Annotated in this window: 15 protein-coding genes and 1 riboswitch; of the genes, 9 read left to right on the top strand and 6 right to left on the bottom strand. The window is 57.0% G+C overall.

The window, feature by feature from the left end; all coding sequences use genetic code 11:
* Window positions 1–12: 12 nt before the first annotated feature.
* On the bottom strand, window positions 13–723 hold the full coding sequence (locus ACN28Q_RS05275) for an ABC transporter ATP-binding protein (RefSeq protein WP_095845384.1): 711 nt from the start codon (window positions 721–723) through the stop codon (window positions 13–15).
* A 1,331-nt stretch (window positions 724–2,054) separates the two neighbouring features.
* On the opposite strand from ACN28Q_RS05275, the gene uvrB reads away from it, so the two are divergent.
* Together uvrB and ACN28Q_RS05265 are read left to right on the top strand one after the other, a co-directional pair.
* Window positions 2,055–4,067 (top strand): excinuclease ABC subunit UvrB, encoded by a 2,013-nt coding sequence (gene uvrB, locus ACN28Q_RS05270; protein ID WP_095845382.1) that lies wholly within the window; start codon window positions 2,055–2,057, stop codon window positions 4,065–4,067.
* Between the two features lie 115 nt (window positions 4,068–4,182).
* On the top strand, window positions 4,183–4,428 hold the full coding sequence (locus ACN28Q_RS05265) for a VF530 family protein (protein ID WP_095845381.1): 246 nt from the start codon (window positions 4,183–4,185) through the stop codon (window positions 4,426–4,428).
* An 18-nt stretch (window positions 4,429–4,446) separates the two neighbouring features.
* On the opposite strand, the gene yvcK is transcribed toward ACN28Q_RS05265, so the two are convergent.
* Window positions 4,447–5,364 (bottom strand): uridine diphosphate-N-acetylglucosamine-binding protein YvcK, encoded by a 918-nt coding sequence (gene yvcK / locus ACN28Q_RS05260; RefSeq protein WP_095845380.1) that lies wholly within the window; start codon window positions 5,362–5,364, stop codon window positions 4,447–4,449.
* Window positions 5,365–5,623: 259 nt separating this feature from the next.
* Window positions 5,624–5,767: riboswitch (molybdenum cofactor riboswitch) on the top strand.
* Here yvcK and moaA point away from each other — a divergent pair.
* From moaA to ACN28Q_RS05225, 7 genes are all read left to right on the top strand, one after another.
* A complete protein-coding gene (gene moaA, locus ACN28Q_RS05255; RefSeq protein WP_095845379.1) occupies window positions 5,754–6,740 on the top strand; it encodes a GTP 3',8-cyclase MoaA in 987 nt (328 codons plus the stop codon). (Overlaps the previous riboswitch by 14 nt.)
* A gap of 53 nt (window positions 6,741–6,793) precedes the next feature.
* Window positions 6,794–7,306 (top strand): molybdenum cofactor biosynthesis protein B, encoded by a 513-nt coding sequence (gene moaB, locus ACN28Q_RS05250; protein WP_095845378.1) that lies wholly within the window; start codon window positions 6,794–6,796, stop codon window positions 7,304–7,306.
* Window positions 7,307–7,310: 4 nt separating this feature from the next.
* Window positions 7,311–7,787, top strand: coding sequence for a cyclic pyranopterin monophosphate synthase MoaC (gene moaC / locus ACN28Q_RS05245; RefSeq protein WP_095845377.1), 477 nt, complete (start codon window positions 7,311–7,313; stop codon window positions 7,785–7,787).
* 3 nt (window positions 7,788–7,790) lie between these two features.
* A complete protein-coding gene (gene moaD / locus ACN28Q_RS05240) occupies window positions 7,791–8,036 on the top strand; it encodes a molybdopterin synthase sulfur carrier subunit (RefSeq protein ID WP_095845376.1) in 246 nt (81 codons plus the stop codon).
* A gap of 2 nt (window positions 8,037–8,038) precedes the next feature.
* The gene (moaE, locus tag ACN28Q_RS05235) at window positions 8,039–8,491 is read left to right on the top strand and encodes a molybdopterin synthase catalytic subunit MoaE (protein WP_095845375.1); all 453 of its coding nucleotides are present in this window, start codon (window positions 8,039–8,041) and stop codon (window positions 8,489–8,491) included.
* 140 nt (window positions 8,492–8,631) lie between these two features.
* Window positions 8,632–9,342 (top strand): Bax inhibitor-1/YccA family protein, encoded by a 711-nt coding sequence (locus ACN28Q_RS05230; RefSeq protein WP_095845374.1) that lies wholly within the window; start codon window positions 8,632–8,634, stop codon window positions 9,340–9,342.
* Between the two features lie 157 nt (window positions 9,343–9,499).
* Window positions 9,500–9,970, top strand: coding sequence for a DUF2628 domain-containing protein (locus ACN28Q_RS05225; RefSeq protein ID WP_230469397.1), 471 nt, complete (start codon window positions 9,500–9,502; stop codon window positions 9,968–9,970).
* 50 nt (window positions 9,971–10,020) lie between these two features.
* Here ACN28Q_RS05225 and ACN28Q_RS05220 read toward each other — a convergent pair whose 3' ends face one another.
* From ACN28Q_RS05220 to ACN28Q_RS05205, 4 genes are read right to left on the bottom strand one after another with little or no spacing between them, the layout of a single operon-like run.
* Entirely contained in the window at window positions 10,021–10,335 is a 315-nt protein-coding gene (locus ACN28Q_RS05220; RefSeq protein ID WP_230469396.1) for a hypothetical protein, read from the bottom strand.
* A 55-nt stretch (window positions 10,336–10,390) separates the two neighbouring features.
* Window positions 10,391–11,497, bottom strand: a complete 1,107-nt coding sequence (locus ACN28Q_RS05215; RefSeq protein WP_095845372.1) for an ABC transporter permease — start codon at window positions 11,495–11,497, stop codon at window positions 10,391–10,393.
* Window positions 11,498–11,506: 9 nt separating this feature from the next.
* Window positions 11,507–12,643 (bottom strand): ABC transporter permease, encoded by a 1,137-nt coding sequence (locus tag ACN28Q_RS05210; protein ID WP_095845371.1) that lies wholly within the window; start codon window positions 12,641–12,643, stop codon window positions 11,507–11,509.
* On the bottom strand, window positions 12,640–14,379 hold the full coding sequence (locus ACN28Q_RS05205) for an ATP-binding cassette domain-containing protein (protein WP_095845370.1): 1,740 nt from the start codon (window positions 14,377–14,379) through the stop codon (window positions 12,640–12,642). Before ACN28Q_RS05205 ends, ACN28Q_RS05210 begins: the two co-directional genes overlap by 4 nt.
* Window positions 14,380–14,443 lie beyond the last annotated feature (64 nt).

Below are 14,443 nucleotides of genomic sequence, written 5' to 3'. Positions count from 1 at the left end.
CGCCCTGTTTGTTTACACTGCCAGATAGGCATTAATCAATTCCTCATCCAACTGTTCCAGCGTGCCATTAGCCACGTTGCGGCCTTTATCCATCAGGCAGAAGCGATCTGCCACGCGGCGTACGAACGGCAATGAATGTTCCACCAGCAGGATGGTCATCCCCAGCTCGCGGTTGATTTTACGGATCACATTAGTGATATCCGCCGCGATGGACGGCTGAATGCCGGCCGTCGGCTCATCCAGAATCATCAGTTCCGGCTCCAGCACCAGCGCGCGGCCAATCGCCAACAGTTGCTGTTCGCCGTCGCACAAATCGCCGGCGCGGCGGGAGCGCATATCGTACAGATTGGGGAACAGATCATAGACCAACGGCGGGATACGATGCGGTTTATCGCGCCCCGCCATCAGCGCCACCTGCAGGTTTTCTTCCACGCTAAACTGGGAAAAAATTTGTCGCCCTTGCGGTACATAGCTGATACCCAGCGCCGCGCGGGTTTCCACCGGCTGTTGCAGCAGGTTTTGCGGCGGCGCATCCGTAGGCTGCCAGGTCATACTGCCGCTGACCACCGGCAAGTGGCCCATGATGCAGTTGACCAGTGTGGTTTTGCCCACGCCGTTGCGGCCAAGCAGGGTGGTGCATTGGCCGCGCGGCAGCTCCAGGTTGATATCCCACAGCGTATGATTTTGTCCGTAATACTGATTTAACGACCTTAAACTTAACATCGGCATTCTCCTCAAAGGCCTGGCACTTGTGGATGTGCGCCTCAATGGCGCTGGCGTAACGCCGGTATGGCAATCAAACGTCAACGTCCTGAGTGTATCCACACTCCTTAACTGTACTCGCCGCGTTAGCGGTTTCTTTCCCAAGTGTATTAACGGCCAGAATAAAATGCCGTTCCGGCTACCGTGGGTGGTTAGCGCAGAAAGGCCGCTAAAATTTAATATTCAGGAAAAAATGGCCATTAAAAGCCGGATTCCCGTTATGTTTCGCTTTTATGACTGCGTTAGCGGTGATTTGTTTTACCGGTAACAGGCCAACTCAAGCAGAGGATTCTATCGTACAGGCGGGGTTCACTCTCTATCCGCGCTGTCCATCCTTAACGGGGTTTTGCAATTAGCAGGCCAACTTTATCGCGGCGATAAAAAAGCGTCTTGTTAGCGTGGTGTTAACCTGGCGGCAGGGGCGAGGCGGGTTGGCGGCAAGGCGGCGCAGGCAAAGTCTGGGCGGTAAGCGCCGGGTGTGCACTTTTGCGGTGCTGCCGGGATTGGTTATGGTGCACAGGATTTCACCCATCGGGCAGGTAAACCCCCCTTGCGGCGGTTGAAAATGGAAAATGAATTTCGGCCGGGCCGGTTTATTAGCATTAATCGGCATAAACACAGCGATTTTTTTATGAAAAAAATAACTAAAAAGACCCTTTAAGCCGTTTTGACTAGCGAAAGGCGTTCTTTCTGAAGCTCCCGTGGTTGGCGGGGTGGTAAGAGTTATCCACTATTCCTGTGGATAACCTTGTGTATTAGATTTAGAAAAACGCCTTAAAGCGAGAGCCGGCGCGGGTTGTGTTCGCGTTGCCCGTATTCTCATCTTTTTATTAAATTATATATTTATCAAATAATTAACTAAAATCAAGCGATGCCTGATGAAGCCAATGCGTTTGCCTGGATTTTTACCGTTGTGTTACTGATAAGTTAACGCGGAGCGGGTTTTGGGGATAAATCTGTGATTGACAATAAAAATGTCACCGTATTGTCATCGCCGGCGTGCGCGTAAAGCCGGGCAACGGTGCATGGCTGGCCGATCTTGGGGCAGTTGTGCCGTGGGCATCGCGGTTGCCTGGTGTGCCGCTGGGCTCTGGTGCCGGGCTAAATGGCGGCAGGCTGCGGTTTTCCCATCGCCAACGCCACGGCGGGTAAATCTGCTTGAAGCTGGTTTTATATCCAGTATCATAATGGCACTGGCGCAATTCGCCGGGGCTTTCCATACTTAAGGGCCGCCCCGTGAAGCGATTCACGGGGCGCCTGAGCGCGCATTTCTCACGGGGTAGCCTAGTCTGATGAGTAAACTGTTCAAACTGCATTCTGAGTTCAAACCGGCCGGCGATCAGCCGGAGGCCATCCGCAAACTGGAAGAAGGGCTGGAAGACGGCCTGGCGCATCAGACGTTGCTGGGGGTAACCGGTTCGGGTAAAACCTTCACGATCGCTAATGTGATTGCCGATCTGAATCGGCCAACCATGGTGCTGGCGCCGAATAAAACGCTGGCGGCGCAGCTGTATGGCGAGATGAAAGAGTTCTTCCCGGAGAACGCGGTGGAGTATTTTGTCTCTTACTACGATTACTACCAGCCGGAAGCCTATGTGCCGAGCTCCGATACCTTTATCGAAAAAGACGCCTCGGTGAACGAACACATCGAGCAGATGCGTCTGTCGGCCACCAAGGCGCTGCTGGAGCGGCGCGATGTGGTGGTGGTGGCCTCGGTGTCCGCCATCTACGGTTTGGGCGATCCGGATCTGTACCTGAAGATGATGCTGCACCTGACCAACGGGATGATTATCGATCAGCGTTCAATCCTGCGCCGGCTGGCGGAGCTGCAGTATACCCGCAACGATCAGGCCTTTCAGCGCGCCACCTTCCGCGTGCGCGGCGAAGTAATTGATATCTTCCCGGCGGAATCCGATGAGCTGGCGCTGCGCGTGGAACTGTTCGACGAGGAAGTGGAGCGGCTGTCGCTGTTTGATCCGCTCACCGGCCAGATCCAGCAGGTGGTGCCACGGTTTACCATTTATCCCAAATCGCACTACGTCACGCCGCGTGAACGTATTTTGCAGGCCATGGAAGAGATCAAGCTGGAGCTGGCCGAGCGGCGCAAAGTGCTGCTGGCCAATAACAAGCTGCTGGAAGAACAGCGCCTGACGCAGCGCACCCAGTTTGATCTGGAGATGATGAACGAACTGGGCTATTGCTCCGGCATTGAAAACTACTCGCGTTACCTTTCCGGGCGCGGGCCGGGCGAGCCGCCGCCCACGCTGTTCGATTACCTGCCGGCGGATGGCTTGCTGGTGGTGGACGAATCTCACGTGACGATCCCGCAGATCGGCGGTATGTACAAGGGCGACCGTTCACGCAAGGAAACGCTGGTGGAATATGGCTTCCGCCTGCCTTCCGCGTTGGACAACCGCCCGATGCGTTTTGAAGAGTTTGAAGCGCTGGCGCCGCAGACGATCTATGTTTCCGCCACGCCGGGCAAATATGAGCTGGAGAAATCCGGTGGTGAAATTATCGAGCAGGTGGTCAGGCCGACCGGCCTGCTGGATCCGGAAATCGAAGTGCGGCCGGTCACCACGCAGGTGGACGATCTGCTGTCTGAAATCCGCAAGCGGGCGGCGATCAACGAACGTGTGTTGGTGACCACGCTGACCAAACGGATGGCGGAAGATCTGACGGAATATCTGGAAGAACACGGTGAGCGCGTGCGCTACCTGCACTCGGATATCGATACCGTGGAGCGCGTTGAGATCATCCGCGATCTGCGCCTGGGGGAATTCGATGTGTTGGTGGGCATTAACCTGTTGCGTGAGGGGTTGGATATGCCGGAGGTTTCGCTGGTGGCGATTCTGGACGCCGATAAAGAAGGCTTCCTGCGTTCCGAACGCTCACTGATCCAGACCATCGGCCGTGCGGCGCGTAACCTGAACGGCAAGGCGATCCTTTACGGCGATAAAATTACTGATTCCATGGCCAGGGCGATCGGTGAAACCGAGCGCCGCCGCGCCAAACAGCAGGCATACAACGCCGAGCGAGGCATCACGCCGAAAGGCCTGAATAAAAAGATCGGCGATATTCTGCAAATTGGCCAGTCGGTCAACGGTAAAAACCTGGCGAAGGGCAAAGGCAAAGTGGCAAGCCAGCCGCAGAATCAGCTGCTGTCGCCAAAAGCGCTCGAGAAGAAAATCCGCGAACTGGAAGCGCAAATGTATACCCATGCACAGAACCTGGAGTTTGAGCAGGCAGCGGCACTGCGCGATGAAATCCAGCAGTTGCGCGAGCAGTTTATCGCCATTTCCTGATGCATAGTGCAGCGGGGCCGTACTTGGCCCCGCTAATGCCGGGGAAACAAAAGTCCTTGCCGCACCCGCCAAAGCTGATTATGGTGTGCGGCCAATTGAAAAACGAGCTGCCGATATGACCACCTTCCCCTCAAAAGATCCGCTGCATGGCATCACTCTGGAGCAGTTGCTGAACGCACTGGTGGCCCAGTATGGCTGGCCGGGGCTGGCGGAGCGTATTCGCATCAACTGTTTTCGCAGCGATCCGAGCATTAAATCTAGTTTGAAGTTTTTGCGCCGCACGCCGTGGGCGCGTAAGCAGGTCGAAGAGTTGTATATTCGCACCGTCAGCGATAACCCGTGGCTACGCGGCCGCGATTAGACGGCCTTTCTTGCGCGATCAACGGCGGGTGGCCAGCTCGGAGAGGGCGCGATCCAACGCCTGGCGCAGCAGTTGGCGATCGTGGCGGTAAGGGATATCGCTGGCTTCCAGCGCTTGCTGGATCACCACGCGATCCTGCACCTGGTGGGTATCGGCCGCGGGGCAAGCGATCACCGCATCGATCATCCTGCGGCCAATATGTTCTTCCATCATATTCAGTTTGTCCTTCAATGACAGCGACGCCGCGGCCACGCTAAGCTCGCGCCCCAGATTGTTGATATAAATCACATTGGCACTGCTGCGCCGCAGCGCTTGGGCCAGATCCGCCAGCAGCAGCGGCGGCATCAGGCTGGTGAGGAAGCTGCCCGGGCCAATCAGGATCACATCGGCCTGTGCTATGGCGTCGAGCGCTTCGCGCGTGGCGTGCACCGGGGCGGAAAGCAGCAGCGCCTGCGGCATGTGGGTTAGCCGATCGATATTGACCTCGCCGTAAACCTGGTTGCCTTCACGATCGTAGGCCACCAGATCCACCGGCTGCTCTGACATCGGGATCAGCAGCGCGTCCACTTTCAGCAGGCTGCGGATCAGGTTGATGGCTTCCAGCGGGCGCACGCTGAGATTCTCCAGCGCTTTGAGCATCAAATTGCCCAGATTATGCCCAGCCAGTTCACCACTACCACTAAAACGGTATTCGAACATGGCCGATGCTACGCTAGGATCGGTAATCAGCTGGTTGAGGCAATTGCGCAAATCCCCCCAGGCGATCCCGCCCTCTGAACGGCGAATACGGCCGGTGGAGCCGCCGTTGTCGGTGGTGGTGACGATACCGGTCAGGCGGGAGCCGAGCGATGAGAGCGAAGACATCACGCGGCCAAGGCCATGGCCACCGCCCAGTGCTACCACCCGATCCAGATCGGCCAGGGTTCGATTACGCATAAATTTCCTTAAAGAGGGGCTGACTGCCTGCTTAAATTAACCGATCCGATGAAAAAACGCGAAACCGCGTGCCGTTTGCGTGACTTTAGCCAATCCCTCTGTGAAATGGGTATTTTTCGTGATTAATGTGTTAGCCACGGGGGTGAAAACGCTATCTACATTATTATATAACGAAATTGCCCGTTGGCTATCACCGGGAATTGGCGCTAGAATTCTGCCGAAAACCGCGGTTTTATCCCGGCAACGGCTGTTCGCCGGGTTGAAATCAAAACTCCTAGCCCTTGGGCCTGTGTTGTTCCCATCGAACAATATGGCGTTTGGGCCGTGGCGAAGCCTGCCACCAGGGTGCCAGTGGAAACGCCGGCATCTCCCGTATTTGGAAAGGTGTTATGGTGCCGCAACTCACTGATGCTTTTGCGCGCAAGTTTTACTATTTGCGCCTGTCGATCACCGACGTGTGCAATTTTCGTTGCACCTACTGTTTACCGGGCGGCTATCAGCCGAACGGCAGTCCGAAAACCTTTCTTTCACTGGATGAGATCCGGCGGGTTAGCCGCGCGTTTGCCCAACTGGGGACGGAGAAAGTGCGCCTGACCGGTGGCGAACCATCGCTGCGGCGCGACTTTACCGACATTATTGCCGCCGTGCGCGAAAACCCGATGGTTCGCCAGCTTGCCGTGACCACCAACGGTTACCGTTTGGCGCGCGACGTAGAACGCTGGCGCGACGCCGGGTTAACGGCGATTAACGTCAGCGTTGATAGCCTGGATGCCCGCCAGTTTCACGCCATTACCGGCCAGGATCGTTTTCAGCAGGTGATGGCCGGCATTGATGCCGCTTTTGCCGCCGGTTACCGCAAGGTGAAAGTTAACGCGGTGCTGATGCGCGACGTGAACCACCATCAGCTCGGCGCTTTTCTGCGCTGGATTAAGGATCGCCCGATTCAACTGCGCTTTATTGAACTGATGGAAACCGGCGAAGGCGGGCAGCTGTTTCGCAAACACCATGTCTCCGGCGATGTGATCCGCCGGCAGTTGGAACGTGAAGGGTGGTGCCGTTTGCCACGCGGGCGCAGCGATGGCCCGGCGCTGGTGTTCAGCCACCCGGATTACCAGGGCGAGGTGGGGTTAATCATGCCCTATGCGAAGGATTTCTGCGCCAGCTGCAACCGCCTGCGGGTATCCGCCATTGGCAACCTGCATCTGTGCCTGTTTGGCGAGCAGGGGATCCCGCTGCGCGATCTGCTGGCGGCGGATAACCAACTGGAACAGCTGAAGCTGCGCATTCAGGGCGGGCTGCTGAACAAAAAGCAGACCCACTTCCTGCACCAGGGCAACAGCGGCATAACGCAGAATCTGTCGTTTATCGGCGGTTAATGCCGGCGCGAACGGTAACGCGCGGCACCACATCAGCAGGAGCGAGACACATTATGAGCCATACCAGCAGTGAATTTATTCCGTTGCGCATCGCCGTGATGACGGTGTCCGATCGCCGCAGCGAAGCGGAGGATACCTCCGGCGACTACTTGCAGCAGGCAGCGCAAGAAACCGGCCACACGGTGGTGGCCCGCGCGTTGGTCAAAGACAATGTTTACCAGATCCGCGCGCAGATCTCGCTTTGGATCGCCAGCGATGACGTGCAGGCGGTATTGGTTAACGGCGGCACGGGGTTTACCGAACGGGATAATACCCCGCAGGCGCTGTTGCCGTTGTTCGATCGGGAAATCGAAGGTTTCGGCGAGCTGTTTCGCATGGTCTCTTATGAAGAGATCGGCACGGCGACTATTCAGTCGCGCGCGCTGGCCGGCATCGCCAACCGTACCGTGATTTTTGCCGTGCCGGGTTCCACCCGCGCCTGCCGCACCGCGTGGGAGCGGGTTATCGAAGAACAACTGGACGCGCGGCATCGCCCGTGTAATTTTCAGCCGCATGTGAAAAAGTAGCCTTATGAACCCATTAACTCATATTAACGCCGCCGGCGAAGCCCATATGGTGGATGTCTCCGCCAAGGCGGACACTGTGCGGGAAGCCCGCGCCGAGGCGTTTGTCACCATGCATGCCGAGACGTTGGCGATGATCGTCGAAGGCCGCCATCACAAGGGCGATGTGTTCGCTACCGCGCGCATCGCCGGCATCCAGGCGGCGAAGCGCACCTGGGAGTTGATCCCGTTGTGCCACCCGCTGATGCTGAGCAAGGTCGAAGTGCAGTTGGAAGCGCAGCCGGCCCATAGCCGCGTGCGTATCGAAACCTGCTGCCGCCTAAGCGGGAAAACCGGCGTGGAAATGGAAGCGCTCACCGCCGCTTCGGTGGCGGCGCTGACCATTTACGACATGTGCAAGGCGGTGCAAAAGGACATGGTGATCGGCCCCGTGCGCCTGCTGGCGAAAAGCGGCGGTAAATCCGGCGACTTCAGGGTGGAATAGCGCATGATTGATATTCTGTTTTTTGCCCAGGTGCGTGAATTGGTCGGCGTGCCCAGCCTGCGCCTGGCGGCAGAGTTCCCGACCGTGGAGGCGTTGCGCCAGGCGCTGTGCGCGCGTGGCGATCGCTGGGCGTTGGCGCTGGAAAACGGCAAGCTGTTGGCGGCGGTCAATCAGGCGTTGGTTCCGCTGGAACACCCGCTGTGCGCCGGCGACGAGGTGGCGTTCTTTCCACCGGTAACCGGGGGATAACCATGAGCAATACCCGTATTCGCGTTGGCCATGCGCCGTTTAACGTCGGTGATGAATATGCCTGGCTGGCGCAGTGCGCCGACGATGGCGCGGTAGTGACCTTCACCGGTAAGGTACGCAATCATAACCTGGGTGACGATGTCAGTGCGCTGACGCTGGAACACTACCCGGGCATGACGGAAAAAACGCTGGCCGAGATTGTTGAACAGGCCCGCCAACGCTGGCCGTTGCAGCGGGTCGCGGTGATTCACCGGATCGGCGAGCTGTTTCCCGGCGATGAAATTGTGTTCGTCGGCGTGACCGGCGCGCACCGCAGCCAGGCCTTTGAAGCCGCCGAATTTATTATGGATTATCTGAAGACGCGCGCGCCGTTCTGGAAGCGTGAAGCCACCGGGCAGGGGGAGCGCTGGGTGGAGGCGCGTGCCGCGGATACGCTGGCGGCGAAGCGCTGGTGAGCAGGTAAATCATTGTTCAACGGCGCGTAATTAATAGTGCTGCGCGCTCCCGGCGGTGCGTTATTGTGGTACTCTTAATAACGGCAGGGCTATGGCATATGCCATCCCGAATCTTGTTCAACATGCAAAAGGTAACCGTCATGGACCGATATCCACGTTCTAATGGTTCAATTGTCGAACGTGCTGGCAGCGGCATTCAGGCCTATATGGCGCAGGTGTATGGCTGGATGACCTGCGGCCTGTTGCTGACGGCGTTTGTCTCATGGTATGCGGCCAACACGCCTGCAATCCTCAACTTTATTTTTTCCAGCCAGATCACCTTCTTCGGGCTGATTATTGTGCAACTGGCGCTGGTGTTCGTTATTTCCGGCATGGTTAACCGCCTGAGCGGGGCGATGGCCACTTCGCTGTTTATGCTGTATTCGGCGTTGACCGGGCTGACGCTTTCCAGCATTTTCATTGCCTACACTTATTCTTCCATCGCCAGCACCTTCGTGGTCACCGCCGGGATGTTCGGCGCCATGAGCCTGTATGGCTACACCACCAAGCGCGATCTGAGCGGCTTCGGCAGCCTGTTGTTTATGGCGTTGATCGGTATTGTGTTGGCGTCGCTGGTTAATATCTGGCTGAAGAGCAGCGCATTGATGTGGGCGATCACTTACATCGGCGTGGTGGTATTTGTTGGCCTGACGGCCTACGACACCCAGAAACTGAAAGCGATGGGCGAACAGCTCAACGCGGATGATAAAGACCATTTCCGCAAATATGCGATTGTCGGCGCGCTGACGCTGTATCTCGACTTTATCAACCTGTTCCTGATGCTGCTGCGGATTTTCGGCAACCGCCGTTAATCGCTAATCCTTCGCTGCTACCCGCACCGTTGTTTCTCAAAGGGCCCTGTTTTGCAGGGCCTTTTGTTATCTGTCTACTTAAGCGACAGTCATGCTTTTTCACGCTGTTTTATTGACACTGCGCCAGGCATTGCGTTGAATAAACAGGTTATATGGGATGGCAGTAGTAAAACACAATGATAATGGTAACGAGGGATTTATGAGTAAAGAGCTAAGCCCAAAGTGGCAAGCGCGTTTTGCCTTATATGATAGCGTGGGTGGGAATGTCACTTCCCCTGAATATCAGCGGAAGCTAAAGGAGATGAAGTTCTTCGCACGGCTTAAATACGTCATGAACTTTTACGCCTTTTTCTTCGGCATTATTTATTTTTGTATTTTGGGCTTGTGGAAGAAAGGCCTGGTGCTGTTTGTGGTGATATGTGCCATCAACTTAATCCTGGGGATGATTGAATACAGCAATGGCGTGAACCTTGATGCCTGGGCGCGCGGCGTGAACGTTGCCTATGCGTGTGCGTGCGGTAGCCTCGCCAACTACAGCTATTACCTGAAAGAAGTGAAGGGCATTCAGAGCTGGAACCCATTGGAAGGTTTAACCAAAGCGTCGGCGGCAAGAATCGCCCAGCGCTAATGGGCAGAAAAGGGCAAACGGATTGCCCTTTTTGGCTATCACGGCTGGCCTTATGAGGAGGCGAAGGCGATAGCGATGAGATAGAGTGCAAAAATCGCCAGTGCGATCAGTAAAGAGAATAGCGCCCGCCATTTCAATGACGATTTGAACAGCCCGATGATGGCGAAATAGAACACCACGAAGTTCGCAATCACATTCACGCCGGCCATGGCCAGCACCACCAGATCAAGCCACTCTCCGCTGTCTTCCGGCAGAAAAAAACCGGCCGCAAAAATCAGCATGACCAGCAGCAGGCTGATGCCGGCAAGCCGGAAGCCAAAACGGGTCATTTTATTGAATTCATTGTCTTTAACTGCTTCTGCCAAAACGCCTCCATGAATAATCGATGACAAGACAAATGCCGTTACCGCAGCCCCGCTCTTAGGCGATTTTACGCCGGAACATGGCATAAGCCACGCTGCCGGTGGTGACGGTGATCACCAGTAACGGCCACAGGCTGTGCCAGATAATGCCGAAGCTGGCGTCTTTCAAATAAATCTGCTTGGTGATGTCGGTAAAGTGACGGATTGGGTTAATCCAGGTCAGGTTCTGCAGCCACACCGGCATATTTTCCACCGGCGAAACATAGCCTGAAAGCAGGATCGCCGGCATCATAAACACGAATACGCCGATAAACGCCTGCTGCTGGGTTGCGCACAGCGCCGAGATCAACAAGCCGAAGCCCACCAGGGACAGCCCGTAGGCCAGCATGGTGCCATAAAACAGCAGCAGGGAGCCAGCGAACGGGATCTGGAACAGGAAAATACCGATCAACAGCACGATGGATGCCTGGAACGAAGCGACAATCAGCGCCGGCACGGCCTTGCCGATAAAGATTTGCCAGGTGGTGAGCGGGGAGACCAGCAGCTGTTCCAGCGTGCCCTGTTCACGCTCGCGCGCCACTGAAAGCGAAGTGACGATCAGCACGCCGATGGTGGTGATCATGGCGATCAGGGACGGAACCACAAACCATTTGTAATCCAGGTTGGGGTTATACCAGTTGCGCACCACCAGCTCGCTGTTATTGGGTTTCTGCCGGCCGCCGATCAACGCCTCCTGATAATCCTGCACGATGTGCTGGACATAATTGGCGGCAATCTGCGCACTGTTCGAGTTGCGGCCATCCAGAATCAATTGCAGCGGCGCGGTGTTGCCGGTGGCAATATCACGTGAAAATTGCGCCGGAAAGCGGATCAGCAGCAGTGCTTTCCGGTTGTCGAGAGTGGACTGAATTTCCTGCGGGTTGCGCAGCAGCAAAACCTGTGAGAAGGCTTTGGCCTTGGCAAAGCGCTGGGTCAGCTCGATCGAAGCCTGGCCGTTGTCTTCGCTGTAAATGGCGATCGTGGCATTGGTGACTTCAAGCGTGGCGGCGAACGGGAACAACAACACCTGCACCAGCACCGGCATGATCAGAATGGTGCGGGTTTGCGGATCGCGCAGCAGCGTTTGCAGTTCCTTGATGATAAGCGTTAATAAACGGTGCAACATGCTCCCCCCTTAATCCAGCCGCCGCTGGGTTTTCCAGGCCGTCAGCCCGATAAACACCACCGCAGAAGCGATCAGCAACAGCAGATTGATGAACAGCACCGTGCCGATATTCCCCGCCAGAAACAGCGTTTGCAGGGTGCTGACGAAGTAGCGCGCCGGAATGAGGTAAGTGAAGGCGCGCACCACGGCCGGCATACTGTCGATCTGGAAAATAAACCCCGAAAGCATGATTGAAGGCAGGAAGGCGGCGTTCAGCGCCACCATTGCCGCGTTGAACTGATTGCGCGTCACGGAAGAAATCAGCAGCCCCATGCCGAGCGTGCTGGCCAGGAACAGGCTGCTGATGATAAACAGAATCAGCCACGAGCCGCGGTAAGGCACCTTGAGCACGAAGAGCGATATTGCCATACACAGCGCCATGGCGAGCATGCCCAGCAGATAGTAGGGCAGCAGTTTGGAGAGCAACAGCTCACCACGCGTCACCTGTGTCGACAGCAGGGCCTCCATGGTGCCGCGCTCCCACTCGCGGGCGATCACCAACGAAGTCAGGATCGCGCCGATCACCGTCATGATAATGGTGATCGCCCCAGGAATGATGAAGTGCTGGCTTATCGCCGCCGGGTTGAACCAATAGCGCATTTGGATCTCGATCAGCGGTTTATCCTCCTGCCCGCGATCGGTAGCGCGCTGCTGCTGCCAGATCTGCCATACCCCCTGGGTATAGGCCTGTACAAAGTTGGCGGTGTTGGGTTCGCTGCCGTCGGTGATGACCTGGATCGGTGCCTGATCGTAAGGGCGCGCCATGCGTTGGGCAAAATCAGTGGGGATCACCACCAGCCCACGGATCTCGCCGGCCTGCATTTTCTGGATCAACGCCTGCCGGTTATCGCTGACGGTTGGATCGATATACGGCGATCCGGTAAACGCACTGACCAGATCCCGCGCCTCTTCGCTTTGCTGCTCGAGCAAAATGCCCAGCCGCAGTTTGCTGGAATCCAGATTGATGCCGTAGCCGAAGATAAACAGCAGTAGCAGCGGGATGACGAACGCGATCAGCCCGCTGCTGGGATCGCGCAGGATCTGGCGGGTTTCTTTCAGGCACAGCGCGCGCAAACGCCGCCAGGAAAAGCCGCTGCTTTCACTCATGATGTTTTCTCCTGCCGATCGTAGCCTTGCACCAGCTCAATAAACGCATCTTCCATTGACGGGTTGGGATTCTGTTCGCTGGCGACCTGGTGTTTAAGATCGTCCGGCGTGCCGGCGGCGATGATCTTGCCGTGATACACCAGCCCGATGCGATCGCAGTATTCCGCCTCGTCCATGAAGTGGGTGGTCACCATGACCGTCACGCCTTTGTCCACCATGCCATTGATATGCAGCCAGAATTCACGCCGGGTTAGCGGATCGACGCCCGAGGTGGGTTCGTCGAGGAACAGAATATCGGGTTCGTGCATCAGCGCGCAGGCCAGCGCCAGGCGCTGCTTAAACCCCAGCGGCAGCGAATCCGGGGTTTGGTCGATAATCGGGCCGAAGTTAAACGCGCGCGACATCTCATCGATTTTATCGCGCTGCCTTTTGCCGCTGAGGCCATACACGCCGGAAAAGAATTTCAGGTTTTGCCCCACCGTGAGGTTGCCGTACAGCGAGAATTTTTGCGCCATATAGCCCAGGCGCTGGCGTGCTTTGCCGGAGCTGGTTTTTAAATCCATCCCCAGCACCAGGGCCTTACCGCCGCTGGGCGTCAGCAGGCCGCACATCATTTTGAAGGTGGTGGATTTGCCCGCACCGTTCGGCCCCAGCAGGCCGAAGATTTCGCCGCGCTGTACTTTGAAATCCACGTTATCGGTGGCGGCGAAGTTGCCAAATTTTTTGGTCAGCCCTTGCGCTTCAATCACGGTTTCCGCGCTGTCGCCCTGTACCGTTGGCATGATCTCCGCCAGCGCCGAGCGGCTGTTGGGGCCGCCGCCGAGCAGATCGATAAATGCATCCTCAAAACGCGGCTCGGCTTCGCGCAGTTTGGCATTTGGCAGATCCAGCGCCTGTAATACCTGCGGGTGTTCGGCGTCGGGTTTTAGCATCAGGCGCAGATATTTGCCCTGGATCACCCCGTCGGTGACTGCCGGCAAGCAAATCGCGCGCTGTAACAACGCGCGCGGGTTGTCGCCCGGCGCATCGAGCAGGATCGAACGGCCAGCCATGCGCTGGGTCAGCGCCTGCGGCGCGCCGCTGAACAGCAGCTCGCCTTCGTTCAGCAGCAGCACTTCCCGGCATTGTTCGGCCTCATCAAGATAAGAGGTGCTCCAGAGGATCAGCATGCCGTCGTTGGCCAGTTCATGCACCATACGCCACAGTTCGCGGCGCGAGATCGGATCGACGCCCACCCCAGGCTCATCCAGCAGCAGCACCTGCGGCTGACCAACCAGCGTACAGGCCAGCCCCAGCTTTTGCTTCATGCCGCCGGAAAGCTTGCCGGCCAGGCGATCGGTAAAGTGGGTGAGATCGGTAAATTCCAGCAGTTGTTTGAAGGTTTGCTGACGCGCTTCGCCGGTGACGCCGCGCAGATCGGCATACAGCGTCAGGTTTTCCATCACCGTCAGGTCTTCATACAGGCCGAATTTTTGCGGCATATAGCCAAGAATGGCGTGCAGTTGACGATCCTGAGCGATCGGATCCAACCCGGCGACGCGCAGTTGGCCGCTACTGGGCTTCAACAGCCCGGCCAGCATGCGCAACAGGGTGGTTTTGCCCGCGCCGTCCGGCCCGACCAGGCCGGTCACCGCACCGCTGCGTAGCGTGGTGGTCAGGCTGGCGACCGCCGGTTTTTCGAGTGACGGAAAGCGTTTTTCCAGCGCTTCCAGCTCAATCACATGTGCCTGTTCCATGACATCCCTAAACGTCAGAAGCTATCACGAGGTATAGCGTTTTGCAGGCTGGCGGGCAGCCTGC

Source organism: Gibbsiella quercinecans, from assembly GCF_002291425.1.
Taxonomy (GTDB): domain Bacteria; phylum Pseudomonadota; class Gammaproteobacteria; order Enterobacterales; family Enterobacteriaceae; genus Gibbsiella; species Gibbsiella quercinecans.
This window is presented reverse-complemented; position numbering and strand designations above follow the sequence as displayed.